The 24,735-nt window shown below is 69.1% G+C and carries 21 protein-coding genes; 9 read left to right on the top strand and 12 right to left on the bottom strand.

Annotation, left to right across the window (positions count from 1 at the left end; genetic code table 11):
- The first annotated feature begins 125 nt into the window (after window positions 1-125).
- Together ABT008_RS25270 and ABT008_RS25265 are read left to right on the top strand one after the other, a co-directional pair.
- The gene (locus tag ABT008_RS25270; RefSeq protein ID WP_350699046.1) at window positions 126-1,841 is read left to right on the top strand and encodes a cellulose binding domain-containing protein; all 1,716 of its coding nucleotides are present in this window, start codon (window positions 126-128) and stop codon (window positions 1,839-1,841) included.
- A 136-nt stretch (window positions 1,842-1,977) separates the two neighbouring features.
- On the top strand, window positions 1,978-2,283 hold the full coding sequence (locus ABT008_RS25265) for a DUF1905 domain-containing protein (RefSeq protein WP_350699044.1): 306 nt from the start codon (window positions 1,978-1,980) through the stop codon (window positions 2,281-2,283).
- A gap of 81 nt (window positions 2,284-2,364) precedes the next feature.
- Here ABT008_RS25265 and ABT008_RS25260 read toward each other — a convergent pair whose 3' ends face one another.
- The gene (locus ABT008_RS25260) at window positions 2,365-2,625 is read right to left on the bottom strand and encodes a hypothetical protein (protein ID WP_350699042.1); all 261 of its coding nucleotides are present in this window, start codon (window positions 2,623-2,625) and stop codon (window positions 2,365-2,367) included.
- A 343-nt stretch (window positions 2,626-2,968) separates the two neighbouring features.
- On the opposite strand from ABT008_RS25260, the gene ABT008_RS25255 reads away from it, so the two are divergent.
- A complete protein-coding gene (locus tag ABT008_RS25255; RefSeq protein WP_350699040.1) occupies window positions 2,969-3,952 on the top strand; it encodes a LamG-like jellyroll fold domain-containing protein in 984 nt (327 codons plus the stop codon).
- Between the two features lie 492 nt (window positions 3,953-4,444).
- Window positions 4,445-6,007 (top strand): alpha/beta hydrolase-fold protein, encoded by a 1,563-nt coding sequence (locus ABT008_RS25250; RefSeq protein ID WP_350699038.1) that lies wholly within the window; start codon window positions 4,445-4,447, stop codon window positions 6,005-6,007.
- Window positions 6,008-6,106: 99 nt separating this feature from the next.
- Here ABT008_RS25250 and ABT008_RS25245 read toward each other — a convergent pair whose 3' ends face one another.
- Window positions 6,107-8,221, bottom strand: a complete 2,115-nt coding sequence (locus tag ABT008_RS25245) for a cellulase family glycosylhydrolase (RefSeq protein WP_350699037.1) — start codon at window positions 8,219-8,221, stop codon at window positions 6,107-6,109.
- A 419-nt stretch (window positions 8,222-8,640) separates the two neighbouring features.
- Here ABT008_RS25245 and ABT008_RS25240 point away from each other — a divergent pair, with 419 nt between their 5' ends.
- Window positions 8,641-9,627 (top strand): LacI family DNA-binding transcriptional regulator, encoded by a 987-nt coding sequence (locus ABT008_RS25240; RefSeq protein ID WP_350699035.1) that lies wholly within the window; start codon window positions 8,641-8,643, stop codon window positions 9,625-9,627.
- A 39-nt stretch (window positions 9,628-9,666) separates the two neighbouring features.
- Here the strand turns inward: ABT008_RS25240 and ABT008_RS25235 are convergent, their stop codons facing one another.
- Complete coding sequence (locus ABT008_RS25235; RefSeq protein ID WP_350699033.1) at window positions 9,667-11,481, bottom strand: sensor histidine kinase; 1,815 nt, start codon at window positions 11,479-11,481, stop codon at window positions 9,667-9,669.
- Entirely contained in the window at window positions 11,478-12,185 is a 708-nt protein-coding gene (locus ABT008_RS25230) for a response regulator (protein WP_350699031.1), read from the bottom strand. The genes ABT008_RS25235 and ABT008_RS25230 overlap by 4 nt, the downstream gene beginning before the upstream one ends.
- A gap of 90 nt (window positions 12,186-12,275) precedes the next feature.
- Here ABT008_RS25230 and ABT008_RS25225 point away from each other — a divergent pair, with 90 nt between their 5' ends.
- From ABT008_RS25225 to ABT008_RS25215, 3 genes are read left to right on the top strand one after another with little or no spacing between them, the layout of a single operon-like run.
- Window positions 12,276-13,499 carry an efflux RND transporter periplasmic adaptor subunit gene (locus ABT008_RS25225; protein ID WP_350699029.1) on the top strand — a complete coding sequence of 408 codons (1,224 nt, stop codon included), beginning with the start codon at window positions 12,276-12,278 and terminating at the stop codon, window positions 13,497-13,499.
- A complete protein-coding gene (locus ABT008_RS25220; RefSeq protein WP_350699028.1) occupies window positions 13,496-14,239 on the top strand; it encodes an ABC transporter ATP-binding protein in 744 nt (247 codons plus the stop codon). Before ABT008_RS25225 ends, ABT008_RS25220 begins: the two co-directional genes overlap by 4 nt.
- Window positions 14,236-15,453, top strand: a complete 1,218-nt coding sequence (locus tag ABT008_RS25215) for an ABC transporter permease (RefSeq protein WP_350699026.1) — start codon at window positions 14,236-14,238, stop codon at window positions 15,451-15,453. Before ABT008_RS25220 ends, ABT008_RS25215 begins: the two co-directional genes overlap by 4 nt.
- 118 nt (window positions 15,454-15,571) lie before the next feature.
- On the opposite strand, the gene ABT008_RS25210 is transcribed toward ABT008_RS25215, so the two are convergent.
- The 6 genes from ABT008_RS25210 to ABT008_RS25185 all read right to left on the bottom strand — a co-directional run bounded on the left by ABT008_RS25210 (window position 15,572) and on the right by ABT008_RS25185 (window position 21,797).
- Entirely contained in the window at window positions 15,572-16,150 is a 579-nt protein-coding gene (locus ABT008_RS25210) for a hypothetical protein (RefSeq protein WP_350699024.1), read from the bottom strand.
- A 150-nt stretch (window positions 16,151-16,300) separates the two neighbouring features.
- Window positions 16,301-17,971, bottom strand: a complete 1,671-nt coding sequence (locus tag ABT008_RS25205) for a CotH kinase family protein (protein ID WP_350699023.1) — start codon at window positions 17,969-17,971, stop codon at window positions 16,301-16,303.
- The gene (locus ABT008_RS25200; protein WP_350699021.1) at window positions 17,971-18,648 is read right to left on the bottom strand and encodes a DUF4956 domain-containing protein; all 678 of its coding nucleotides are present in this window, start codon (window positions 18,646-18,648) and stop codon (window positions 17,971-17,973) included. Before ABT008_RS25200 ends, ABT008_RS25205 begins: the two co-directional genes overlap by 1 nt.
- 15 nt (window positions 18,649-18,663) lie before the next feature.
- Window positions 18,664-19,437, bottom strand: coding sequence for a polyphosphate polymerase domain-containing protein (locus ABT008_RS25195; RefSeq protein WP_350699020.1), 774 nt, complete (start codon window positions 19,435-19,437; stop codon window positions 18,664-18,666).
- A 270-nt stretch (window positions 19,438-19,707) separates the two neighbouring features.
- Entirely contained in the window at window positions 19,708-21,381 is a 1,674-nt protein-coding gene (locus ABT008_RS25190; RefSeq protein WP_350699018.1) for a right-handed parallel beta-helix repeat-containing protein, read from the bottom strand.
- A gap of 242 nt (window positions 21,382-21,623) precedes the next feature.
- The gene (locus tag ABT008_RS25185; protein ID WP_350699017.1) at window positions 21,624-21,797 is read right to left on the bottom strand and encodes a hypothetical protein; all 174 of its coding nucleotides are present in this window, start codon (window positions 21,795-21,797) and stop codon (window positions 21,624-21,626) included.
- 250 nt (window positions 21,798-22,047) lie between these two features.
- Between ABT008_RS25185 and ABT008_RS25180 the strand changes: the two genes are divergently transcribed.
- The gene (locus ABT008_RS25180; protein WP_350699015.1) at window positions 22,048-22,281 is read left to right on the top strand and encodes a GntR family transcriptional regulator; all 234 of its coding nucleotides are present in this window, start codon (window positions 22,048-22,050) and stop codon (window positions 22,279-22,281) included.
- 254 nt (window positions 22,282-22,535) lie between these two features.
- On the opposite strand, the gene ABT008_RS25175 is transcribed toward ABT008_RS25180, so the two are convergent.
- Complete coding sequence (locus tag ABT008_RS25175; protein ID WP_350699013.1) at window positions 22,536-23,873, bottom strand: amidohydrolase family protein; 1,338 nt, start codon at window positions 23,871-23,873, stop codon at window positions 22,536-22,538.
- Between the two features lie 26 nt (window positions 23,874-23,899).
- Window positions 23,900-24,628, bottom strand: coding sequence for an Atu4866 domain-containing protein (locus ABT008_RS25170; protein ID WP_350699011.1), 729 nt, complete (start codon window positions 24,626-24,628; stop codon window positions 23,900-23,902).
- Window positions 24,629-24,735 lie beyond the last annotated feature (107 nt).

The following is a 24,735-nucleotide window of genomic DNA, read 5'->3' as shown; positions in this document are numbered from 1 at the left end:
CCCGTCCTGGGCACAGCTGGGCGGCCTTCGCCGCACTGTGGGAGCGCTCCCGTCTCTGCGTCGTCATCGACGGCAGGTCGAGGCATCCAATTCCGAGGAGGACCGGAGCAGCGATGAAAAGACGAATGAGAGCGTTCACACACAATGCGGCCCGGGTGACCGCCGGTGCCGTACTCCTGGCGTCGGCCGGCGTCGCCGTGGCGATGCCGGCCGGTGCGGCGGCAGCCGGCTGCTCGGTGAACTACACCGTGTCGTCCCAGTGGCAGGGCGGCTTCGGCGCCAACGTCACCATCACCAACCTCGGTGACCCGATCACCAACTGGACCCTGACCTGGTCCTACAACGCCGGACAGACCGTCGACCAGGCGTGGAACGCCACGGTGAGCCAGAGCGGCGCCGCCGTCACCGCCCGGAACGTCAGCTACAACGGCGCCATCCCCACCAACGGCAACACGTCGTTCGGCTTCAACGGATCGTGGACCAGCAGCAACCCGGTGCCGACCAGCTTCGCGCTCAACGGGGTGGCCTGCACCGGCGGCACCACGCCCACCACGCCACCGCCGACGACCCCGCCGCCCACCACCCCGCCGCCCACCACGCCGCCGCCCACCGGCGCGGCGGACATCACGGTCAACAATGCCACCCGCCACCAGACGGTCGACGGGTTCGGGGCCGCCGTGTCGATCTGGGGCAGCGCGTGGTCGACCGCCGAGACCCAGACGCTGGTCGGGCTGGGCAACAACCAACTCGGCCTGTCGATCGTGCGCACGGGCATCTCGCCGGTCTCCGGCGAGTGGCCGACCCAGGTCAACGCACTGCGGACCGCAAAGTCGTACGGGTCGGGCGTGAAGATCCTCGCCTCGCCGTGGACGGCACCGGCGGCGTGGAAGACGAACAACAGCCGGATCAACGGCGGCAAGCTGCGGACCGACTACTACGACGACTACGCCAACCACCTGAACAGCTACGTCCAGTACATGCGCGGGCAGGGCGTGCCGATCGACGTCACCTCGGTGCAGAACGAGCCGGACTGGCACCCGGACTACGACTCAATGGACTGGAGCGGCACCGAGCTGCGCAACTTCGTACGCGACCACGGCACACGGGTGCAGAACACCAAGCTGATGGTCGCCGAGGCGGTGAACCTGAACTACACCTACACCGACCCGACGCTCAACGACACGACCGCCCGCAACAACATCGGCTACATCGGCGGGCACCTGTACGGCACCGAGGCGTCCGGGCGGCTGCGGTCGTACCCGCTGGCCGACCAGCACAACAAGCCGGTGTGGATGACCGAGTGGAACCTGCACGCGGCCGACGGCAACGGCTCCAACATCTGGGGCAACCCCGGCAACCAGACGGTCTGGAACGAGACGCTCGACGACATCATGCGTACGGTCCACCGGTCGATGGAGGCGAACTGGACCGCCTACGTCTGGTGGTACGGCAAGCGCTACTACTCCTTCATCGGTGACGGTGAGGCCGCCTTCGGCACCACGGCCGGCGCGCCGCTCAAGCGCGGATACGCCTTCTCGCAGTACTCCAAGTACGTCCGCCCCGGCTACCAGCGCGTCGCCCTGGCCAAGAGTTCCAAGGCCTCGCCGTTGGAGGTGACCGCGTACCAGGGTGGCGGCAAGACCACGCTGGTGATCCTCAACCGCTCGACCAGCGCGGTCAACAACGCCGTGATCCAGGTGCCGCAGTCCGTCACCCGGGCGGAGCACTATCTGACCTCGCTGAGCGCCAACGCGGCCAGCCAGCCGACCAGCGTCAACGGCGGGCAGGTCTCGGTCAACGTAGGTGCGCGCAGCATCTCCACCGTCGTCCTGACCCACTGAGCACCTCCGGACAACGACTGCGTGGCGCGCATGATCGCGCGCCACGCAGTGGCCGTAGGGCGTCCGGTAGCTGCGACCGCGGCCCCGGTCCGGCAGGTCGTCGGCGCTGTCGGTCCCGGATGTGATGCTGACTGTCGTGATCGTGACGTTCGACAGTGAGTTGTGGACCTGGGCGGCCCGCCGTGACGAGAGCTGGACCTTCGTCAGCCTGCCGGTCGGGGCGTCCGAGGAGATCCGCGAGATCTCCGGCGGGACGCGTCGGGGTTTCGGTGCGGTACGCGTCCGGGCCGCCATCGGCGGGAGCCGGTGGACCACCTCGGTGTTCCCCGACAGCACCCGCGGTTGCTATGTCCTTCCGGTCAAGCGGGCCGTCCGCACCGCCGAGGCGCTCGACGTGGGCGACACCGTCACCGTGACCGTCGAGCTGGTCGACCACGGATGACGACGGCCACGGTCGACCCGCCGGCACCCTGCGACCCGCCGGCACCGGTCGACCCGCCGGCACCGGCGGACTCGGGGCGGATCAGGGTCGCCACCACCACGGGCTGGTGTAGGCCACGCCGAAGTCGTTGCAGGGGTGCCCGACCGGACCCGGCGTGCCGCTGGGCAGGGCCGGGTCGGAGATCCGCAGGACCACCCAGTCACCGTCGGCGGCGCGGGTGTTCTCGGTGACCCACAGGCCGCTGCGGCCCTTGCCCCCGTGGAAGCCCCAGGTCGTGCCGTGCTCGTCGGTGACCCCGGTCAGGCCCGGACGCCATCCGGCGTTGAGGCATGCCGGCACCACCCAGCAACGACCGCCGACCGATTGACGAGGCGCCGTCGACCTGGCCCTACGGCACCTCGTCTGTGGACCGGTGGTCGTGGTGACAGTGGTGCGGGTCCGGGTGTCCACTCATGAGCACACATAGACGTATGGCGATGCAACCACGCCACCGCCTCGGGGCGTCGGCCAGGCGAACAGTGCGCTACGAATGGTTCGCACGGCACATTCTCGGGTCGTATTCGCGTCGAATTCCGGGAGTGGCCCACACGCCTCGCTACGATCCGATCGAACCGCCGTTCCCGGCGACTCGGCTCCCCGTCGACATCGTGGAAATTCCACGTCCGACCGGAAAGGACAGCCGCTGATGAGAAGTGAGCATCCTTCCCCGCTCAACGACGACGGGACCCGCCGAGAGGACCTTTCACTTCCGGAGGGAGAAAGCGCCGAGACCGATCCCGCCGACCCGGACGGCACGCCCGACATCGTCGAGCAGCGCACGCCGCACGGCAGCGAGGAGTTGACCGCGCAGCCCTCCCCAACCGCGCAGCCCTCCCCAACCGCGCCGCACTCCCCGACCGCGCCGCCGGAGACCGACGCCCCGGTGACCCGCACCCGTCGGCAGCGACTCCGTCGCGCGTTGAGGTCGGTCCCGGGGCTGATCGGCATCGTCGCCGGCCTGGTCGGGATCGTCGCCGGCATCGCGGCGCTGATGCCCAAGGAGCAGCCGTCGGACCCGTTCCGGCAGGCGTTGTTCACCGAGCCGTTCACCTCGACGGCGAGCGATCCGGACGAGGTCCGGCAGAGGTACGCGCTCTGGGTCGACACCGAGGACGGCGACGACGACGTGTGGCGGAGCGAGGTCGACACCGCCCAGGGCCTGTTCCGGCTCTCCAACCAGACCGGCTCCAGCCAGGTGCGCTACATCTGGCTCAACGCGACCAACGCCGGTGACCGGGTGCCGGTCGACATGACCGACAGGCCGGTCTCCGTCGACGTACGAATCGCGAAGCGGAGCCGCTCCACGAGCGCGGCCGGACTGATGTACCGCTGGTCCGGACAACCGAAGCGGTACTACGCTTTCCTGCTCTCCGGAGACGGCACCTATTCGTTCGTGGCGCGCAGCGACGCCCTCGGATTCTCCTACCGGCTGACCGAGCGTTCCGAGAAGATAACCGCCGACGGCTGGAACAGCCTCGCCATCGTCGGCAACGGCGATCAGCTCGATCTCTACATCAACGGCACGAAAGTGAAGACCGTCGACGCCGTGGACTTCCCGGACGGCACCACGGGGGTCATCGCGACCAGCGTCGGCGCCTACGAGTTCGACAACTTCCGCATCTACGAATGACGGCACCGGTGCACGCCACCGGGCTCCTCGTGAGACGTGAGCCGGACGCCCACCCGGGCGAGCCGAGACTCCGTCGCGGTGACGGCGTGTCGATCTTTGCACGGTCCTGACCAGGAGCGACCCGAGCCGTAACAGCCCTGGAACACCCTTGACATCGAAAGGCGACCCCCGCCACACTACCGATGCTAATTCGATTTAGCACAGGGCCAGGTCCACAGAGTACCGAAACGGGTCATAACCCCCCACCGGGCAGTAGCCCACGTGGCCCAGGAGGAGGCTCTCCATGTCCGATCACCCCGCGCCTCGTCGCGCGGACCTCACCCACCTTCAGCGGCTCCTGCGGCAGTGAGCCGGAGCCGAGAGCCAGGGTCTGACCCCCACGACCACGAGATCCGAACAGCACCGCGAGAAGCGGTTGTAGAGGAGTGTGCTCAGTTGAAGACAGAGACCGGAAGGCGCAGGCTCAGGCGTACCGTCTCGTTGCTCGCCACCATGTCACTCGGAGTCGGCCTCGTCGTCTCCGCGCCGGCTGCCGCCTCGGCCAAGCCCGCGTCCAAGGAGGGTGCCACCGTCAAGGCGGACAAGCACTCACCGACCGGATACACCGTCACGTTCGTCTACCGCAATCCGAACGCCACCCAGGTCCGTCTCGCCGGTGACCTGACCCTGCTCGACGTCAACACCGGCAACACGCGGTACCAGCCGGAGGAGTGGCAGCCGGGTCGGTACCACGCCGGGGGGACCGAGTTCCTCCGCGATATGGCCCGGGACAAGAAGGGCAACTGGTCGGTCTCGCTGCCGCTGCACGCGGGCGGCATCAGCTACTGGTACCGGGTCTGGGACCCGACCCAGGGCTGGGAGAACAAGCGCATCTGGGACCCGGCCTCGACGAACCCGCGTCCGCCGGGTGAGTCCTCGTTCCGGACCCGGAACAACGACGTCCTTGACGCCGTGTACGTGCCGTACGCGGCGAAGCAGAACGACCCGGTGCTCAAGGGCCGTGCCGAGTACGAGCTGCCGGCCAAGCCCAAGGACCGGGGCACCGTCCGGTACGTCCCGTACACCACCATCCTCGGCGACAGCGGCCACTACCTCGGTGTCTACCTGCCGCCCGGCTACGACGCCAAGCGCGCGCAGCCGTACAAGGTGGCGTACATGGCGCACGGCATCTTCGGTGACGAGACCGACTTCATGGTGCCGGCAAACGTCCCGAACATCCTGGACAACATGACCGCGAAGGGCGAGATCGAGCCCACCGTGGTCGTCACCATGGGCAACCACTTCACCGGCACCAGCCTCGGCTTTGCGTCGTACAACCAGACCAATGCCGCCAACAACCTGGTCCAGACGATCCTGCCGCTCATCGAGGAGCGGTACAACGTCGCCACCGACCGGTCCGGACGGGCCTACGCCGGGTTCTCCTACGGCGGCATGACCGGCGCCCACGTGATCCGGGGCTACCCGACCACGTTCGGGTACTACGGTCACTTCTCCGGCAACCCGTCGCTGAGCGCCCAGGACTACGACAACGTCGCGAACGCGGTCGGCGACGACGACCTCCTCGTCTTCCTCGGCAACGGCGTCTTCGAGGGCAACCTCAACAACCAGAACGCCATCGCCGACAACTTCCGGGCCCGTGGGTACACCGCCCACACCACCCAGGTCCCCGGCGCGCACGACGGCATGACCGCGAGCCAGCTCTTCACGATCTTCGCCCGCGACCACCTCTGGACGGGCGTCGACACGGTCGGTGACGCCCGCGCCAAGGTCAAGGCGAAGGCCGCGCCCGCGTCGGTCCCCGCCGGGCGCACGTTCACGCTCGACGTCGAGGTGCGGGCACAGACCCAGCACAAGAAGTCCCCGACGCCGACCGGCGAGATCACCGTGACCTTCGCCGGCACCACGCACGTGGTGACGCTGAACAAGGGCAAGGCCGTCGTGAAGCTGCCGACCACCGGGCTGTCCGCCGGGTCGTACGAGGTCCACGTCGCCTACTCCGGTGACCGGACCTACGCGCCCACCGCAGAGGTGCACCAGAAGCTGCGGGTTCGCTAGCCAACCGGCACCGTGAACTCGTCGACAGCATCCTGCTGAGCGACAAGGGTACGGCCGGTGCGAGGTTGACCACCCCGCACCGGCCGTACCTCGCGATCGTCAGGCCGGGCTGCCGGTGACCGAACTGCCGGACTTCGTCAGGCGGTACGTGAGCTGCGCACCGCTTCTGAAGTGGAACGTGAGCGTGATCGTGCCGTCGTTGACCTCGTTGAAGAACTCGGGCGTCAGCAGGATGGTGTTCGCGCCGTAGTCAGGTCGGAAGTTGGTCCAGAACTCCTTGTAGGTGGTCCAGTTGGCCGGCCCGGCGGCGCTGCCGTCGGCGTACCTGGCCTCCATGGTGGCGAGTTCGTCGCCACGGAACTGAGTGGGAACGGTGAGCCCGCCGGTCGTACCGGTGGCGGCGGCCTGGAGGGGCGGGTCGTAGCTGACGACGTTGATCTGCCACGGCACACCCTGGGAGAACCGCGCCTCGATGGTGGCGTTGACACCGTGGGCGCGGTTGCCGACCAGCCGGGTCATCGCCGCCTGGGTTAACGTGAGTGTGTTCCCCGAGACGGTGTAGTCGGTGCCATTTGCCAGTTGGGTGTTGCCGTGCCAGAGACTCCGGAACGAGACACCGTTGAGGTTGAGGGTGAGCGACCTGCTGGTGATTCCGCCGGTGCGAGGCACATAGATCTGGTCCGAGGACGCGGTGGCGGAGCGGGTCGTCAGGCTCGCCTTCATCATCTCGTAGATGCCCTGGTCCCGCCATCGCAACTCGGGCCGGTGCAGGAACGAACCCGCGTCCCACAGCATGGTGGTGAGCTGTCGGGTGCGGGCGTGATAGCCGACGGCTTCGAAGAACTTCAGCAGTTCACCCCGTTGGATGATGCCGGGGCGGGTGTAGTCGTAGCTGAGCAGGGCCCACTCCCCGATGATCACCGGGATGCCACGGGACACGAAGGTGTGGTACGCCCGGTCGAAGGTGCCGGTGATGTCCTGCTCGACGTTGCTGTCGTAGCGGGTGCCGCCCGCGATGTTGACGCTGAACGGCCACCATCCGTAGAAGTGGATGGTCGCGACGAGGTTGGGGTCGTTGAGCTGGTCGAACGTGGTCGTCAACGCGTCCATCCGGGCCTGCTCCCCGCTGGTGTGCAGGGTGGGCAGCACCAGCAGGCGAGTGGCGTTGTTCCCGCCCGACCGACGCACGAGGCGGACGAACTCTCCGTTGAGCTCGTGCAGCACCTGGTCGCCTTCGGCGTCGGACGTGCCGGCGAACTGCGGCTCGTTGATGCTCTCGAAGACCAGTTTCGACGAGTGGCTGCGGAACGTGGTGGCGAGTTGGCCCCACAGTGCCTTGTACCGGCTCATCACCGCAGTCCGTTCGGTGGGGTAAGTGTTGATCCACTGCCACGAGTCGTGATGCAGGTTGATCATCACGTAGAAGCCCTCTGCCAGGGACCAGTCGACCACCTCGCGGATGCGGTTCAGCCAGGTCGGATCGATGGTGTAGTCCGGCGCCGGTCCGTGATGGTTGCTCCAGGTGACGGGGAGCCTGATGCTGTTGTACCCCTGCGACCGGATGTGGTGCAGCATCTCCCGGGTCGTCCGTGGGTTGCCCCACGCGGTCTCGTCGGGGATGGCGTCGAGCGTGTTGCCCAGGTTCCAGCCGGGCTGCATCGCCGCCACCATCTCCATCCGATTCCCCGCAGGCGGGGACACGGTCGGCGAGACCGTTGGTGACACGGTGGGCGTCGGCGTCGTCGTGGGACCGACTCCGCCGGTACACGTGACGCCGTTCAGCGTGAACGAGGTGGGTGCGGTGTTGTTGCCCGTCCAGGACCCGTTGAAGCCGAAGGAGACCGTCGCGTTCGTGCCGACAGCGCCGTTGTAGCTCATGCTGGTCGCGGTGACCTGACCACCCGACGAGGTGACCGTCGCATTCCACGCCTGGGTGACGCGCTGACCGGACGGAAACGCCCAGGACAGATTCCAGCCGGTGATCGGGTCACCGAGGTTGGTCACGTTCACATTGGCGGTGAAGCCGCCCGGCCACTGGGAAGAGACCGCGTACGCGACCCGGCAGCCGGCGGCCGCGTGGGCGTTGACGGTCACCATCGTGCCCGCCACCAGGAGCGCGGCCACACCGCCGGCGATCACGCCGACGCGCCAGCGGGTTCTTCGTACGTGCTGCGAACTCGGACTGCCATTGCGGAACTCGGCGAACACAGACATGGGGCCTCCAGCGTCCTTCACGACGGGATGCGCGGCGGCCACGCGACGGCACACCTGGTTGGTCGCCCGACCGCGCGCATACGGAAGGTGAGGGGTACGCGGAGGCTGCCCGGAGCTTCCGCGACGAGCTGTAGTGGGCTCCCGCATGGAAACTTTCGTTCACAATGCCCAGAAAGTTTCCGGGCGCGACACTATAACCACCGTCGATTAATGTCAATGTCTCGCGCTGGGACCGCCCCCGACGGTCGCTGTTCGGCGGGTCCGTCTCAGCGCGAGCCCGATGCCGACAAACGGTTATCCTTGCGGCCTGAACCGACGTCGCGGCGACCGGCTGCGCAGACATGGCCGGCGGCGAGTCACGAGGGTCAGGGGAGAAGGGGGTCGACCTGACACCGCAGCTCGGTGATCCGTCGAGACCGGTGACGATCGCCACCATCGCCGAGTCGGCCGGGGTGTCGGCCCCGACCGTCTCCAAGGTCATCAACGGGCGGTCCGGCGTGGCGGCCGAGACCCGGGCCCGCGTCGAGGCGGTGATCAACCAGTACGGCTACCGCAGGCCGTCGCCGGCCACCCGGTCCAACATGATGGAACTCGTGTTCGACGAGATCGAGGACCTGTGGGGCCTACAGATCATCCGCGGCGTCGAACGGGTGGCCCGGCAACAGGGCGTCGGTGTCGTCCTGACCGAGTTCGGCCCAGAGCGCAACTCCATCCGGTACTGGATCGACGACACCCTCTCCCGCCGCCCGGACTGCCTCGTGACCGTGGCTCAGCTGGACGAAGAGCAACGCCACCAGCTACGCGCCCGGGGGATCCCGTTCGTGGTCTTCGACCCCACCGTCGAGTTACCCGCCGATGTCCCCTTCGTCGGAGCAACGAACTGGGCCGGCGGTCGGTCTGCGGCCCGCCACCTGATCGAACTGGGACACCGGCGGATCGCGATGATCGCGGCCCCGGAACCGATCCTGTGTTGCCGGGCCCGACTGGACGGCTATCGCTCCGCGTGTGACGCCGCCGGCCTGACTGCGGAATCCGACCTGGTCGTCCGCGCCGCACTGACCCTGGAGGGCGGCGAGGTGGCCGCGCTGGACCTGTTGAGCCGCCCGAATCCGCCGACCGCGATCTTCGCCGCCAACGACCTACAGGCACTCGGCGTCTATCAGGCGGCGCGGCGGCTGGGGCTCCGCATCCCGACGGATGTGAGCGTGGCGGGCTTCGACGACCTGCCGTTGGCAGCCCTGGTCGATCCTCCGTTGACCACCGTTCACCAGCCCCTCGTCGAGATGGCAGTCATGGCCACCGAGCTGGCGCTCGCGCTAGGGCGCGGCGAGCGGACGCCGCGGCTCGGGCTGGAACTGGCCACGACCCTCATGGTCCGGCAGAGCACGGCACCACCGACGATCTGATTCGGGCCGGTGTGCCGTCTCCCCGGTCCCCCGTCCCGGTCACCGGCGCGGAGTTACCACGGTGTCCGGCAGCCGGACGGTGAACAGGCTGCCCTCGCCCAGGGTGCTCTGCACGTCGATCGTGCCGCCGTGTGCCCTGACCAGGTGCTGGGTGATCGCCAGGCCGAGGCCGCTGCCGCCGGTCGCCCGGGTACGCGACCCGTCCGCCCGCCAGAACCGGTCGAAGATCTTCGGCAGGTGCTCGGCCGCGATGCCCACCCCGGTGTCCCGTACGGTGATCGTGGTGCCCTGAGCGGCGACGGTGACCGACCCGCCGGGCGGGGTGTACCGGATCGCGTTCGAGACCAGGTTGCCGACGATCTGCCGTAGCCGGACCGCGTCGGCCGGCAGCACGGGATCGTCCTCGATCTGCATGGTCAGCGCGATTCCGGCCGCCTGTGCCGTACCCCGATGACTGTCCACCACCTGCGTCACGACGTCCCGGACATAGGTCGGCTCGGGGTGAATCCGCAGCGTGCCCGCGTCCGCGGCGGCCAGGTCGGCGAGGTCGTCGATGATGTGCTGGAGCAGCACCGCCTCCTCGTGTAGCAGACCGAGCAGTTGGGCGTCGGTCGGTGCGAGGTCGTCCTGGGCCGCCTCCAGCCAACTGCGGATGTTGGTCAGTGGCGTACGCAGTTCGTGTGCGACGTCGCTGACCATGGCGCGGCGCTGCGCCTCGGCGCGGTCCCGGCGATGGATCGAGTCGTTCAGCGCCCGGGCCAGCCGGCCGATCTCGTCCGGGGCGGAGACCGGGGCCGGTCGCTGCCGGTCGACGGCGTCGGTGAGCGTCCGCAACGGACGGACCAGCCGACGGCCGACCAGCACCGTCACGATGATGGTGGCGACCAGCACCGCGCCGGTCACCGTGACGATGCGGACGGTGTTCTCACCGGACAGCGTGAACGTGGTCTGGTCGGCGCCGCTGTCCGGGGCGGTGATGAACAGCAGCACGGCCGGGGCCACATGCGGCTGGAGCATGCTCCGCCGCGACTTCTCCACACACTCGCTGATCCGGGCCGCCTCGTCCGCGTCCACGTCGACTCGAAAGGTCTCCCGGGGGGCGGGGCGGACACTGCGCTCGTCGACCCACATGTTGGTCAGGTAGGCGCTGAAGTCGGGCGTGATCTCCAGCCCCTCGTCCTCGTCCAGGTCGAGGCACTTCCCTGCCAGCTGCCCCAGGGACCGCAGCGACTTTTCCTCGGCATTGCTGGCCGTCACGGGCTTCGCCTCGCATCGACCTGCCGACCCGCGCGGATCCGGCGTGGTCAACACGACGGTGAAACGCCCGTCGGGCAGCGGCTTGATCTCTCCGTCCAGGCGACTCCCCCGCAGGCACGCCAACTGTTCCTTGGCCCTCGCGAGCAGTTCGTCGCGGACGTCGTCCGGTACCCGGAACGGGCCGACCGCCCGAGGGTCGATGCGGTCGGTGCCGCCGGTGAGGCCGAGATCCAGGTTCAGCGGATCGACCACGGCAGCCGGGCGGGCGGAGTGCAGCGGCGGACCGTCGAACGTGTCGGCCACGATCGTCCGATCGTCGGTCATCAGGGTGATCCGCCGGTCCAGCGCGGCGGCCCGCTGCTCGATGAGCGGCGACACCCCGGACCAGTCCGGGTGGGTGGCCGCGTACCCGATCAGCTCGTTGTAGACCTCGGTGTTCTCGGCGAGTGAGCGACCCTGCTCCTGGCTGATCGCCCGGGTCGCGGTCCGGGTGGCGAGCCATGCGGTGGACGTGATCGCGGCGATCGCGATCAGCACCGAGGTGACCAGCAGCCGGGTCACCAGACTGTGCCGGATCGGCACCCGCCGGGCGCTCATCGGGATGTCGCCGGACCGCCGGCCAGCTTGTAGCCGACCCCGAAGACGGTGACCAACCAGGCTGGACGCTGCGGATCGCGTTCTATCTTGCGGCGCAGGTTCATCACGTGGACGTCGATGGTCCGCTCGGTCGAGCTGCGGTCGAGACCACGGGTGTGGTGCAGCAGTTGACCTCGGGTGAAGACCCGGTTCGGCTGCTTCACCATCGCCGCCAGGATGGCGAACTCGCCCCGGGTACAGGCGACCGGAACGCCGTCGACGGTCACCTGGTGCGCGGTCGGGTCGACCTCGATCGGTCCGACCCGCAGCAGCCCGGCCCCGGCGGGCGGCGACGTGCCCGGTCTGGCCCGCCGCAGCAGGGTACGGACCCGGGCCATCAGCTCCCGTGGGCTGTACGGCTTGGTCAGGTAGTCGTCGGCGCCGAGATCCAGCCCGGTCAGCATGTCGTCCTCGGTGGACCGGGCGGTCAGCATCAACACCAGCACGTCGGACTCCCCACGCAGGGTCTGACACACCTGGAGGCCGTCCAACTCCGGCATCATCACGTCCAGGACCAGCAGGTCGGGGCGGAGCCGACGGGCGGTGTCCAGCGCCGCCCGGCCGTCGTGCACCACCACGGCGTCATGGCCCTCGGCGGTCAGGTATCGGCGTACCACCTCGGCCTGTCGAGGATCGTCGTCGGCGACCAGAACCTGTGCACACATGGCGGCGATGATAGGTCTGGATCCCCGCCGGTAGTGCTCCGGCGGCGATACCTGACAGGTTTCTAACGACCGCTGGACACCCTCGTCGGCATGGATCCGAAGCATGACGCCCCGACCGAGTTCATACCGCGTGTGTCCGATCCGCCGGTACGGCGACGCGGTCTGCGGTGGCTCGCCGTGGTGCTCGTGGTGGCGGTGCTGACGGTGGGTACCGGGATCGTGGTGACCCGTCACCGGGCCGACGCCCAGCCGGTGGCGGACACCACGGACGTCGTCGCGACCACGCCGATCGTGCGCCGCGACCTGTCGACCACCCGGACGCTGCCCGGCAGCATCGGATACGGCCCGACGCGCCCGCTGGCCGGACACCTGGCGGCAACGGTGACCTGGTTGCCGCGTGCCGGCACCACCGTCAAGCGGGGCGGGCAACTGTTCCGGGCCGACGACCAGCCGGTGGTGCTGTTCTACGGAAGCATCCCGATGTACCGGGACATCGCCGGCACGAACCTGGTCGGCCGGGACGTCCGGGTGATCGCCGACAACCTGCGGGCGCTCGGCTACTCGATCGGCCGGCAGCCGTCCCCCGGCGAGTGGGTGACGCCCCGGTCGCCGGCCCGGAGCGCCGCCGACGGCGACGATGACGAGCCGACGCCGGCAGTGGGGTCCCCGGCAGCATCGCATCGGGTACGCAGCGGCGAGGGCGTCCTCACGCCGGCCCTGGTAGCGGCGATCAAACGCTGGCAGACCGACCTCGGTGTGCCGGCCACCGGCACGATCCCGGTGGGGCACGTCGAGGTGGCGAGCGGAGCGGTCCGGGTGGACTCGGTGACCGCACAGCCCGGTGACCCGGCCGAGACGCCACTGATGGCGGTGACCTCGGTCCGCAAGGTGATCACGGTCGGTGCCGAACTCACCGACGCCGCCACCATCAAGCGCGGGGACCGGATCCAGGTCGGCCTGCCCGACGACCGCAAGGTCCCCGCCCGGGTCGTCTCCGTCGGCCGTGATCTCGTCGCCAGCGACAGCGGCATCGCGAGCGGCCCGCCCCTGCTGACCGTGACGGTGGCCGTCGACAAGCCGCAGGCCATCGCCGACCTCGACTCCGGCGAGGTGCAGGTGCACTTCACCGGGCGTACCGCCGTCGACGTCCTGGTCGCGCCGGTCGAGGCGCTGGTGGCGTTGCGTGAGGGCGGCTACGCGGTGCAGGGACCCGGCGGGCTGGTCGCGGTGCGCACCGGTCTGTTCGCCGACGGCTGGGTGGAGATCACCGGCGACGGGCTGACCGAGGGCACCGAGGTGGTGGTGCCCTCATGACCGGGCCGGTGCTCTCGGTGCGCCACGCGTCCATGGTCTATCCCGGCGGGGTGACCGCGCTGTCCGACGTGAGCCTGGACGTCGCCGCCGGGGAGTTGGTGGCCGTCGTCGGCCCGTCCGGATCAGGCAAGTCGACCCTGCTCAACATCATCGGCACGTTGGACCGGCCCACCTCGGGCACCGTCCACATCGCCGGTCAGGACGTCGCGACACTCGGGGACCGGCGGCTGTCGGCACTGCGGGCCCGGGAGATCGGCTTCGTCTTCCAACAGTTCCACCTCGCCGACGGGCTCAGCGCCGTCGACAACGTCGCCACCGGCCTGCTCTACGCCGGGGTGCCACGGCGGCAGCGGCGGGACCACGCCCTGCGCGCCCTGGCCCGGGTCGGCCTGGCCCACCGCACCGGCCACCGCCCGGGGCAGTTGTCCGGAGGCGAGAAGCAACGCGTCGCGATCGCCCGCGCGCTGGCCAACCGGCCGTCGCTGGTGCTGGCCGACGAACCCACCGGCGCACTCGACACCGCCACCGGGCAGTCCGTGCTGCGGCTGCTGCGCCGACTCAACGAGGAAGGCACCACCATCGTGCTGATCACCCACGACCGGGGCATCGCCGCGTCCCTGCCCCGGCAGATCGAGATCCGCGACGGACGGCTGATTCGCGACGACACGGCGTCCTCGGCCGTACCGGCTCCCGCCGTGGTGTCGCCCGGCCCGGCTCGGTCCGTGGTGTCGGGCCGGTGACCGGGCTGATCGACCGGGCACCACGGCCGGCCCGACTGGCCGTACCGGACCTGCTCGCGCTCGGGCTGACCGGCCTGCGAGCCCGTCCGCTGCGGGCGGTGCTCTCGGCACTGGGCATCGCGATCGGCATCGCCACGATGATCGTGGTCACCGGCATCCCGGCCGCCGGCCAGGCCGCGCTGCTGACCGAGTTGACCGCGCTCGGCACGAACTCCCTGCAGGCGGTGGCGGCACCGGACCGTGATCCACCGGTCAAGCTGCCGGAATCAGCCGTGGGGATGGTGCAGCGGATCGGCCCGGTCACGGCGGCCAGCGCGGTCGGCAATACCCGCACCGTGGTACGCCGCAACGACCTCCTCGATCCCACCGACGGCTCCGGCCTCACCGTGCTGGCCGCCCGCCTGGACCTGTTGCCCACCATCAACGCACGGATCAGCGCCGGCAGTTGGCTGAACCCGGCCACGGCGGACTTCCCCACCGTCGTACTCGGCTCGGTGGCCGCCACCCGGCTCGGCATCGCCGACCTGCCCGCCGGAGAGCCTGCGCCCCAGGTGACGATCGCGGACCGCCGGTTCACCGTGATCGGCATCCTGGCCGAGACCCCGCTGTCTCCGGACATCGACCGGTCGGTGCTGGTCGGCTGGTCGGCGGCGCGCAGCGAGCTGCGGTTCGACGGCCACCCGACGGTGATCTACATACGCTGCGAGGAGTCGCAACTGGAGGCGGTACGCGGTGTGCTGGCGGAGACGATCTCGCCGGAGCGCCCCGGCACGGTGGTGGTGAGCCGTCCCTCCGACGCATTGGCCGCGAAGCGGGCCACCGAGGGCAACTTCTCCGTACTCTTCCTGGCGCTGGCTGCGGTCTCCCTCCTGGTCGGAGGCATCGGGGTGGCCAACACGATGGTCGTCTCGGTCCTGGAGCGCCGCGCCGAGATCGGCCTGCGACGGGCGCTCGGGGCCACTCGTGGACAGATCCGCAGCCAGTTCCTGACCGAGTCGACCGTGTTGGCGGCACTCGGCGGTCTGGTGGGTACGGCGGTGGGGCTGCTCGCCACCGTCGGGTACGCGGCCTGGCAGGGGTGGCCGCTGGTGCTGCCCGGACAGGCCGCGGTCCTCGGGGTGGGCGGCGCCGTGGCGATCGGGGTGCTAGCCGGTGTCTATCCCTGCGTACGCGCGGCCCGGCTGCCCCCGACGCAGGCCCTCGCCGCCGCCTGATCCCACCGACGGGCGGACACGAAAGAGCGCGGCGGCCGGTGCTTGTGTGTAAGGAGGGGTCCCTTCCTAACGCCTCGTGTATAGGAAGGGACCCCTGCTTACATCTCGGCGGGCGCCGTCAGTTCTGCGCGGCGACCTTGCGCTCGCACTCGGATGCGAATTCCAGGCCCATGCTGATCGAGCGGGAGTGGTTCTGGTCCCCGCCGAAGGCGAGCGAGATGCCGTCCTCGGAGACCTCCACGTACTTGACGCCCTTGTCCTTGAGGCACTTCACGACGGCGACCGCGAAGTCCCGCGCCTCCGGGTTGGCCGGGTCCTTCTCCCACGGCGGCAGCGGATAGTACTTCGGCTCACAGATCCGGTTCGCCGCCTCGTACGCCTCCGCCTCCTTGGCGTTGGTCTCTCCGGACGGCCGGCCCGGGTGGCCTGCGGTCAACTTGTCCGGGATACCCTGCTGCTTCAGGCACTTGCGGTACGGCCCGAGCAACGCCTCGTACTCCTCCGGCGTGGTGTCGAGCCGCTCGCGCGGACGTTCCTCCTTCGGCTGCGCCGAACCGGTCCGTTCCGGCCCAGGGGTGGCCAACGAGGCCACCTGTCCAGCGCCGTCGTCCGTCTTCTTCTCCTCCGCCGTCGCCCCGCAGGCCGACAACGCGATCAGCATGACGGCACCCATCAACAGCGTTCGGTTCCTGCGCATGACAACGCCTTTCGTCCGATCGGTCCGGGACATTCCCGGGCCGCTGCGGCCGGTTCTCGGCCCGGCCGCAGCCAGCCTCGCGAGCGGACGTGAGGAACATGTCAGGTCGATGGGCCTCCCGGCAGGGCATCGACGGAGGGCCACGCCGGCTCAGCTCTGGGTGATCACCGGGTCCGCGGCGAGGCTCTCGGTGCGTTGACCGATCAGGGTACGCAGACGAGCCGCGTCGTCCGTCACGGTCTGCGCGTCGTGCCCGTCGACGGTGGACAGCACCTCGGTGATGCCGTCGAGCGCCTTCAGGGCCGCGCCGTCGGCGTAGACCTGCCGATAGATCTCGCGGTACGCGTCCTCGTACACCTGCGTGAACGTCTCGCTGGTGAGGAAGCGCTCCTTGAGAAGGTGACCGCCGCCCCCGGGCCCACCGCCCCCGGGCCCACCGATGCCGGGCCCACCGAGGTCGGGACGGCCCGCACGGTCCGGCCTCCTGTCCGGGGCGTCGGAGGCGACACCCGGCGGAGCTGATCCCGGGGCGGTGAAGCCCGGAGGGGCCGCGCCTTCGGTGTCGGCATCCTGCTGGCCGGTCGTCGGGCGGGGGGCACCGCCGCCTCGGAAACCACCACCGAGGCGCCCCTGCTCGTGTGGGCCCTGACCGGCGTCGCCGCTGAAGGTCAGGTTGTAGTCCCAGCCAACCACGGTGAACTTCTTGCTGGTCAGGTCGTACCAGAGGTAGTAGTTGCGCCCCGGACCGGACATGTCGTCGAAGTTGAGCAGCAGGTTCTGCCAGGCCACGTAGCGGGCGAAGGACTCCACGTCGACCCGGTCGGCGAGCTGTTCGTCGAAGTCGGTGTCGCTGGCGTTCTCGACCCACCTGACTAGGTCGATGACCGGTTGCAGGTCCTGACTGCCCTTCATGGTGATCTGTTTGAAGTCGTCGGCGTAGGCGGTCGGGTCGTCGCCCTGGTCGGTGAAACTGCCGGTGGCCAGCGACTTGTAGAGCACGCCACTGCCGTCGACCTTCGCGGTGAAGTTCTCGTCGGGGTGTTCCACCACCAGCCGGGCCGTGGTCGGCCGGTCGTTGACGGTGAAGCTGGTGTACGAGTACTCCTGGGCCACCTCACCGGCATCACCGAGCAGGTCGAGCGTCACCGCCTCGTTGAGCACGGTGGAGCCGCCGCCCATGCCGGCGACGCGCAGGGAGATTTCCCGGTGCCCCTGATAGCGGCGACCGTCGACGTACTCGTCGAAGCGGACGAGCCAGGGCAGATTCTCCGGTTCCTCGGCCTGGAGCGAGATCCGCGACATCCCGCCGCCGTTCGGCCCGGGACCAGCACCGTCGCGATCGGCGCCATCCGGCACAGGACCGGCACCGTCGCGATCGGCGCCGGGCGGCATGGGACCAGCACCGTCAGGTGCCGCGCCGCCCGGTCCGCCCTGCGGGGTCTCACCGTTGCGGCTCAGGCTGCGCAGCGTGGAGTTCCCCTTCAGGCGGATGCCGACGCTGGGCACGCTGGTGCCGTCGACGACCAGGTCCGCCTCGATGTAGTCCTTCTCGCCCTCGGCATAGAAGGTGTCCAGCATCCGCTGGTAGTCCGCGTCGCGGAAGACGAGCGTGATGCTGTGTGCGACGGTCTCGTCGAACAGGTCGACGGTGCCGGCGATGTCCTGGGTGACCAGGTCACCGCCGACCGCGCTGCTGGTGACGTACGGGCGGATGCGCACCGTGCTGAGCGTCACCGTGAGGACGAGCAGGAAGGCGACGCAGCCGGCCAGGAACTTCCAGTAGTGCCGGACCCGGACCGGGATCCGGTGCTTGAGCCTCATCACAGGTCCGTCTGGTCGTAGCCGGTCAGCACCGTGACCCGCTGACCGCCGGTGCGCTCGGCCAGCGCGGCGATCAGCTCACCGGGCTCCGTGCCCTTCTTGAGCCGCACCGTGTACATGATCTCGGTCAACGCGCCGCCACGAATCGTCTCCATGCTCACCAGCTCGAACTCGCTGGTGTGCCGGACCAACACGTCCTGGATGGGCTCGGTGTAGTTCGCCACCGGCGGGACCTGCACCTTCACCACCTGCCGCTGCACGTTCGAGGCGAACCAGTTGAACCGGTACATCAACACGATGATCATGCTGATCACGACGGCGGCGACCACGGCCAGAATGTAGAACCGGGTGCCACAGGCCATGCCGACACCCATCACCAGGAAGATGAAGCCGACGTCCCGGGTCTCCTTGATGGCGTTCCGGAACCGCACCACGGACAGCGCACCGACCAGCGCGAACGCGCGGGCGATGTTGGACCCGACGACGAGCATGATCAGCGAGATGAGCATGCCGAGAATGACGAGCGTCTGCACGTACGACTGGCTGTACGAGATGTTCCGGTGGGTGAATCGGTAGACCCAGCCGATCATCGCGCTGAGCAGGAAGGACAGCGACAGGGCGAGGGCGATGTCGCCGACGCTGAACGTACCGGAGAGGTCCTGGAATTCGAACGGCATGAGAATCAGCGCTCTCTAGGCGGAGGGATGGGAGAGGTGTCGACCGGCGGTGTCGTCCGTCACGTGGAAGACGGAACGAGGGGCGCGGCCGAACGCCTCGACGCTCTGGCAGTACTTCGACATCCGGACGATCGACAGGTTCGCCCGGGCAGCCAGGTCGGTGAGCCAGTACGGCACCCGCTCGTTGGCCTTGATCTCCACCACGGCGAGCGTGGCCGGCACGATGAGGCGGTTCTCCGCCTCCGCGCCCAGGTGGAAGTCGCGGTCCCGGCCGCGTACCCGATGGTCGAGGGTGACTCGCAGGCCGACGTCGGAATCCCGTCCGACGAACGCCTCCCGCTGATATCCGGTCATCGCGACCGGACGCAGATCCAGTCCGCAGACCAGCTCCAGCACCTCTTCGAGGAAGGCCCGCTGGTCGGGATGGTGCGCGACCATCTCCCGGCGGTCGCAGAAATCACGGGCCAGGCGGTACGGCAGGGCGACGCGACGCTTCTGGGTGACCCGGTTGACCCGTTGCTTGATCTCGACGTGCACGATGCTGTCGTCGGTGATCGTGGAACGGTCGCCGTAATGTCGCACCCGCAGTTTGCGACGGAACCGGAGACCTTCGATCTTCTCCCAGTAGAAGCGCAGTCGATCGGTGTCGTAGTAGACGCTCCACACGCCGTACCCGGTCCGGTCGCCATGACTGTCGCGACCCATTCGCGCGTCCAGTTCGGCACGCAGCGCCGGCACGTCACCGACCGGCACCACGTATTTGACCTCGTACCGATTGAACGCGTGCAATCGGCTCGGTGCGCGGAGGGCGTGCCCGGCCTGATCGTCGCGGTCCGCAGCCGGGCCGGGCCCGACGATCGGAGCCGATGGCGTACGCGTTGCGGAACGGGCGGGTGCCCGATTGCGCCAGTTGAGCATGGGGTGTTGGCCGATCCGTAGGCGACAGATGCCAACGAATACCAACAGGCGTACCTATGAACGAGCTTTGATTTTCGGATGAACCCCCGGTGAACGACGTCGGCGTCACCACACCGGTGACGCCGACGTCGTCCGGGTTCGCTACGGCGTGACCACTCGGCCGCCGAAGGTCACGACCAGCCGGCCGTCGGAGGCGAAGGACCAACCCAACGCCCCCGAGTACGACGAGCACCGGGACCCGTTGGTGCCGGACCAGAACTGGTTCGAGCTGTCGGAGTTGCCGACGATGCGGTCGTTCGACCCGCTGTTGCACGAGGTGTTGTTCCGGAACACCGAGGAGCCGCCGTCGAAGTTGAAGTTGCGCTCGGTGTTGCCGATGTTGGCGTTGTTCGACACCGTCATCGTGCCGGGGTTGCGGTTGTACGTGAACCCGTGCTTGCCGTTGTCGTAGGCGATGTTGCCCCGGATGGTGTGGTTCACCGCGATGTCCTCGCCGCCGAGCTTGAAGCCGTTGCGGTCACCGTTGCCGGCCTGGCCACCGTTGCTCAGGGTGCCGTTGCCGTAGGCGAGGGAGGACTCGATGGTCACCGCACCGATCGCTCCGGTGTCGCTCTTGGTGTAGAGGTCGTAGCCGTCGTCGATGTTGTTGTGGGCGACCGTGTAGCGGAAGACGTTGCCGGAGCCGACGGTCAGCTTCGGGGCGAAGCCGTCGGCGTCCTCACCGTCGGAGTCCACGTTGTCGTGCGACACCGTGCTCACCACGAGGTTGTTCGAGGGCCACTGGTCCCGGGGCGCGTTGGCGATCAGCCGCGAGAGCTGGAGCCCGGAGTCCCGGTTGTGGCGGGTCACCACCCGCTCGACGATGTTGTTGTTGCCGGCGAGCAGGATGCCGTTGTCCCCGGCCCGCTCGACGACGATGCCCCGGACGTGCCACCACGACCCGCCCATTTCGAGCCCCCGGTTGGCCGGGTCCTCGCTCTGCGCCGAGAAGTTCAGGATCGGCGTCTCCCCCGCGTACGCGAAGATGTTCTTGCGGGCGCTCGACGTGCCGTTGTTGCCCTGGCCGATGGTGATGGTCTGCGAGTAGCGGTAGGTGCCGCCGCGCAGGAAGATCGTCCCGCCCGCGGTGATCCGGGTGATCGCGGAGGTGAGCGTCGTCGGGCTCGCCAGCGTCCCCGGCGCGCTGTCGGTGCCGGTCGGCGCCACGTACAGGGTGTTCGACGACGGCGGCGGGGTGGTCGGCGGAGGCGTGCTCGGCGGCGGGGTGGTCGGCCCGGTCGTCGGCGGAGGCGTGGTCGGCGGGGTCGTCGTCCCGGAGGCGTACGTCTCGAACTCGGCGACCCTCGGCGTACCGCTCGCGCTGGTGATCTCGAAGTTGATTTTGCGCAGTGAGGTGGCGGCGAAGGTGATCGTCCCGGCCCCGGTGCCGCTGGCCAGGGTCGCGCCGGTGTCGTTGTTGACAAGTCGCCAGCCGCCGATGACCCCGACCGCGCCGGACGCCTCGCGGATGGTGACCGAGCCGACCGTGGTGGCGGAACCCCACTTGACCGAGACGCGGCCGGTCGAGCCGGACGGCGACCAGTATGTGCCCACGTCGCCGTCGATCACGCTGCCGTAGCTGGTGCCACCGCCCTTGCTGGAGCCGTCTGCGCCGGCCCCGATGCTGAGGTTGGTCGCGTTGGCGACGACCGAGGCGGCCACGAGGCCGTCGGTCGCACCCGACGCGTGGGTCAACGGCAGCGCCGCGACCACCACGGCCGCCGCGACCACGGCGGTACCGCCGGCCAGAAGCCTGTGTCGCACTGTGGTTCTCACTGATGGACTCCTCGGGAGTGAGCGCGGCGCGAGACACGTCCTGCACAGCCCGACACCGCAGGTGACTGAGTTTCGTAAGCCCTCGAACTGGCCATAGAGCGAAACATCGATGTAATCTCAGGCTAGGAAAGCGCTTACTCGCGGCGCAAGAGCAGAGATGTGCAGGTTTGTTGCAGAATCTCGGAGTTGTCCGCGAGTCACGGAAGATCGAGGCAGCCCGGCCCACCATCCATGCCCGAGCCTCAGTCCGACGGCCAGGGCTCCCGCACCCGCCGCCACGCCAGGATCCGCGCTCGGGCGACCGCCACCCTCGGACACCAGCCGTCCGCGTGGCACCGGAGGCACCGCCGGATCCGGTGACCGTCGATGACCGCCCAGGACAACTCGACCTCGACCGGGACGCGGCTCTCGTTCACCGACACACTCCCGCCCGGTACGCACCCGCCCGCTCCGGATAGGCGGTGGCCGGACCCACCCGGTCGAGCAACGGCCTACGACCACGACGACGCCACCACCAGCGCTTCACCGAACCTCCCACCAGCGTGTTTACGGACGCACACAGAAGGTACTCCAACCTGTCCATGCCGTACAGCCTGTACAGCATGTCTTAGACGTCCTACCCGTATCGCACGCCCTGGCAGTCCGGCCCATTCATAAGGTCCGCACATGGTTGACGAGATGTCCCCGGTGGCGTTCTACGTTCAGCTCGCAGACCTCCTCGCCAAGCAGATCGAGGAGGGCAAACTCAAGCCGCGTCAGCCGCTCCCGAGCGAGGCCACCTTGCAGCAGGAATACGGCGTGGCCCGTGGGACCGTCCGCGCAGCGATGCGCCTGTTGCGGGATCGCGGACTCGTCGTCACGTTCACCGGTCGTGGCACCTACGTCGCCGACAGGTCCTGACTCAGCGACTCGGCATCCCCGCGCAGACCCAGCCGGGCCACCCCACACGGGGCAGCCCGCCCAACGTCACCCCCACAAAACAGCCACCCGCACGCTGCCGCTTCCGGCGTGCGGGTGGCATCTCGCCTCGTCGATCATGGAGTTGTGGCTAGAGTTTCGGCCTGATTCGCCCTTTTCGCGGTTACCACAACTCCATGATCGCCGAATGCGTCTCGCCTGCGGGCAGGGCGTGCAGGGGCGGGAGAGACGTGGGGTCAGGCGTTGGCCACGGACTTGCGGATCGCGTCGCGGGACTCGGTCACCTGCCGGCGCAGCTCGTCCAGGTCCACGCCGACGAGCTGCCCGTTCCGCTTGCGTACCTGGCCGGCTACCACGACGGTCTCGATGTTGCGGGCGTCGGCTCCGAGCACCAGCGTGCCGACCGCGTCGTTGAGCGGCATCGTGTTGACGTCGTCGGCGGCGACGACCAGCAGGTCCGCCTGCTTGCCAGGGGTCAGCGAACCCGTGACGTCACCGAGTCCGTTGGTCCGGGCGCCCTGCGTCGTGGCGAAGTCGAGCACGTCGCGGGTGGTGATCCGGTCCGGCGTGGTGTCCGTGCCGTACGCGGCGTTCACCGCACGCATTCGCTGGATCGCGTGCAGGGTACGCATCTGGGTGAACATGTCGCTCGCCAGCGCCACCTCCACGTCGATGCTGAGTCCGGGCCGGATGCCGACGGCAAGCGCCTCGTCGATCGCGGGTACCGCCGTCTCCAGGCCGATCTGCGCCTCCGAGGTCGGGGCCAGCGACACGGTGACTCCGGCGTCGCCCATCGCCTGCCACGCCTGCGAGGTAAGGCCCGTGGCATGGATCAGGGTCAGGTCCGGGCCGAGCAGCCCGGCGGCGGCCCAGCGCAGGATCGCCGCCGACGACGGCACGCCGAACACCGCGTCCACGCTGACACCGAGGTCGAGATCGCGCGCTACCGCCGCCAACTCCGGCCCGTAGGCCAGGGCCGGACCGGCGATCTCGTCGGTGGCCAACGCCGCCAGGCGCAGCGTCACCAGACCATCGTTCGCCCCCTGGTACGCCCCGCACAACCGGGCCAGGTCGCCGGGCCACTGGCGGTCCCACTCGCCGAAGTGCGGTCCCATCGACGCGTGTACGCCCCGGATACCGGTGTCGACCAGCGCCTGGATCGCCGCGTCCGAGTGCGCCGCCGTACGGGAGTTGTGCGAGAAGTCGAGCATCGTGGTGATGCCGGCGTCGAGGGCGGTGAGCGCGGCGAGCCGGGTGCCGACGTACATGTCGTGCGGGGTGTACGCGGGCGCGATCCCGGCCAGCGTCGACATCACGTACGCCCCCAGGTCGGTCACGTCCGGGATGCTGCGGCGCATCTGCGCCTGCCAGGCGTGCCGATGGGTGTCGACGAATCCGGGACTGACGATCCGGCCGGTCGTGTCGATCACGGTTGCGCCCGCCGCCTCCGGATGAGACCGCAGGTCCGCGCCGACCGCGACGATCCGGTCCTCGCGGACCAGCACGTCACCGGATTCCAGGTCACCGATGGCCGGGTCCATGGTGACGACCGTGCCGCCGCTGAACAACATCATCGAACTCTCCCTTCGCTGTCTGCGCCTCACCGGCGGCGCAGGACGTAACCGGCGTGGTGCAGGACCCCGTCGACGAACCGGCCGTACGCCCAGAAGCCCAGGTCGTCGCGGTAGACGATCCGGTCGCCGTCGATCCAGAACGCCCCCTGGTACGCGTGCGGTCGGCCGCCCCGCGTCTCGTCGTACCGACCGTCGGCGGTGAGTTCCTGGTGCAGGAAGCCGGTCTCGTCGATCCACATGCCCAGGTAGGGGCTCTCGACCGATCGTGGTCCCGGCTCGGGCTCGATCGGGGCGGGCGTGAGCCGACGGCCGTTGACCAGTGCGATCTCGCCGTCGACGACGATCGCGGCGGCCTGCTCGGGACGCCAGACGATCATCTCCAGCACTGACCTGCCGGAGGTCGGGCCGGCGATCAGGGCGAAGGTGGCCGGATTTCCGGGGGTGAGCGCGCCGACCCGGTCGGCCGGACGAACGCGCAGGCCGGCGACGGCGACACCGTCGACGACGGCGGGCACGATGGCCAGGCCGGTGCAGTCGATGACGATCGCGCCGTCGTCCTCGGCGGCGGTGTGCAGGCCGGTGCCGACCGCGACGATCTCGTTCGTACCGACCAACAGGTCAGCCGTGGCGAAGTCACCGATCACCGGGTCGAGGGTGTGGATGGCGGCGTTGACGAACATCAGTGGCCGGTGCCGGTCACCGGTGTTCCCGGCGATCTCCGCCAGTACCGCCTCGTCGAGCATGGGGCTGCTCATGGCGTACCTCCTGGTGTGGGGTTTCGTGTTTCCACCGTCACCGGCGGCGGAGTCGGCAGCCAGGCCGGACCGAACCAGGGTGTGCCGCACCCTGCCTGGCCGGAGCC

Origin of the sequence: Micromonospora sp. NPDC002389 (assembly GCF_040296095.1) — a bacterium.
Classification (GTDB): Bacteria; Actinomycetota; Actinomycetes; order Mycobacteriales; family Micromonosporaceae; genus Micromonospora.
This window is presented reverse-complemented; position numbering and strand designations above follow the sequence as displayed.

Excerpts from the sequence above, each read along its gene's own strand:
- ABT008_RS25270 (WP_350699046.1), top strand. The coding sequence starts at position 126 with ATGAGAGCGTTCACACACAATGCGGCCCGGGTGACCGCCGGTGCCGTA.
- ABT008_RS25230 (WP_350699031.1), bottom strand. The coding sequence starts at position 12,185 with ATGTGTGCACAGGTTCTGGTCGCCGACGACGATCCTCGACAGGCCGAG.
- ABT008_RS25180 (WP_350699015.1), top strand. The coding sequence starts at position 22,048 with ATGGTTGACGAGATGTCCCCGGTGGCGTTCTACGTTCAGCTCGCAGAC.
- ABT008_RS25220 (WP_350699028.1), top strand. The coding sequence starts at position 13,496 with ATGACCGGGCCGGTGCTCTCGGTGCGCCACGCGTCCATGGTCTATCCC.
- ABT008_RS25245 (WP_350699037.1), bottom strand. The coding sequence starts at position 8,221 with ATGTCTGTGTTCGCCGAGTTCCGCAATGGCAGTCCGAGTTCGCAGCAC.
- ABT008_RS25200 (WP_350699021.1), bottom strand. The coding sequence starts at position 18,648 with ATGCCGTTCGAATTCCAGGACCTCTCCGGTACGTTCAGCGTCGGCGAC.
- ABT008_RS25225 (WP_350699029.1), top strand. The coding sequence starts at position 12,276 with ATGGATCCGAAGCATGACGCCCCGACCGAGTTCATACCGCGTGTGTCC.
- ABT008_RS25210 (WP_350699024.1), bottom strand. The coding sequence starts at position 16,150 with ATGCGCAGGAACCGAACGCTGTTGATGGGTGCCGTCATGCTGATCGCG.
- ABT008_RS25170 (WP_350699011.1), bottom strand. The coding sequence starts at position 24,628 with ATGAGCAGCCCCATGCTCGACGAGGCGGTACTGGCGGAGATCGCCGGG.
- ABT008_RS25205 (WP_350699023.1), bottom strand. The coding sequence starts at position 17,971 with ATGAGGCTCAAGCACCGGATCCCGGTCCGGGTCCGGCACTACTGGAAG.
- ABT008_RS25255 (WP_350699040.1), top strand. The coding sequence starts at position 2,969 with ATGAGAAGTGAGCATCCTTCCCCGCTCAACGACGACGGGACCCGCCGA.
- ABT008_RS25235 (WP_350699033.1), bottom strand. The coding sequence starts at position 11,481 with ATGAGCGCCCGGCGGGTGCCGATCCGGCACAGTCTGGTGACCCGGCTG.
- ABT008_RS25175 (WP_350699013.1), bottom strand. The coding sequence starts at position 23,873 with ATGATGTTGTTCAGCGGCGGCACGGTCGTCACCATGGACCCGGCCATC.
- ABT008_RS25250 (WP_350699038.1), top strand. The coding sequence starts at position 4,445 with ATGTCACTCGGAGTCGGCCTCGTCGTCTCCGCGCCGGCTGCCGCCTCG.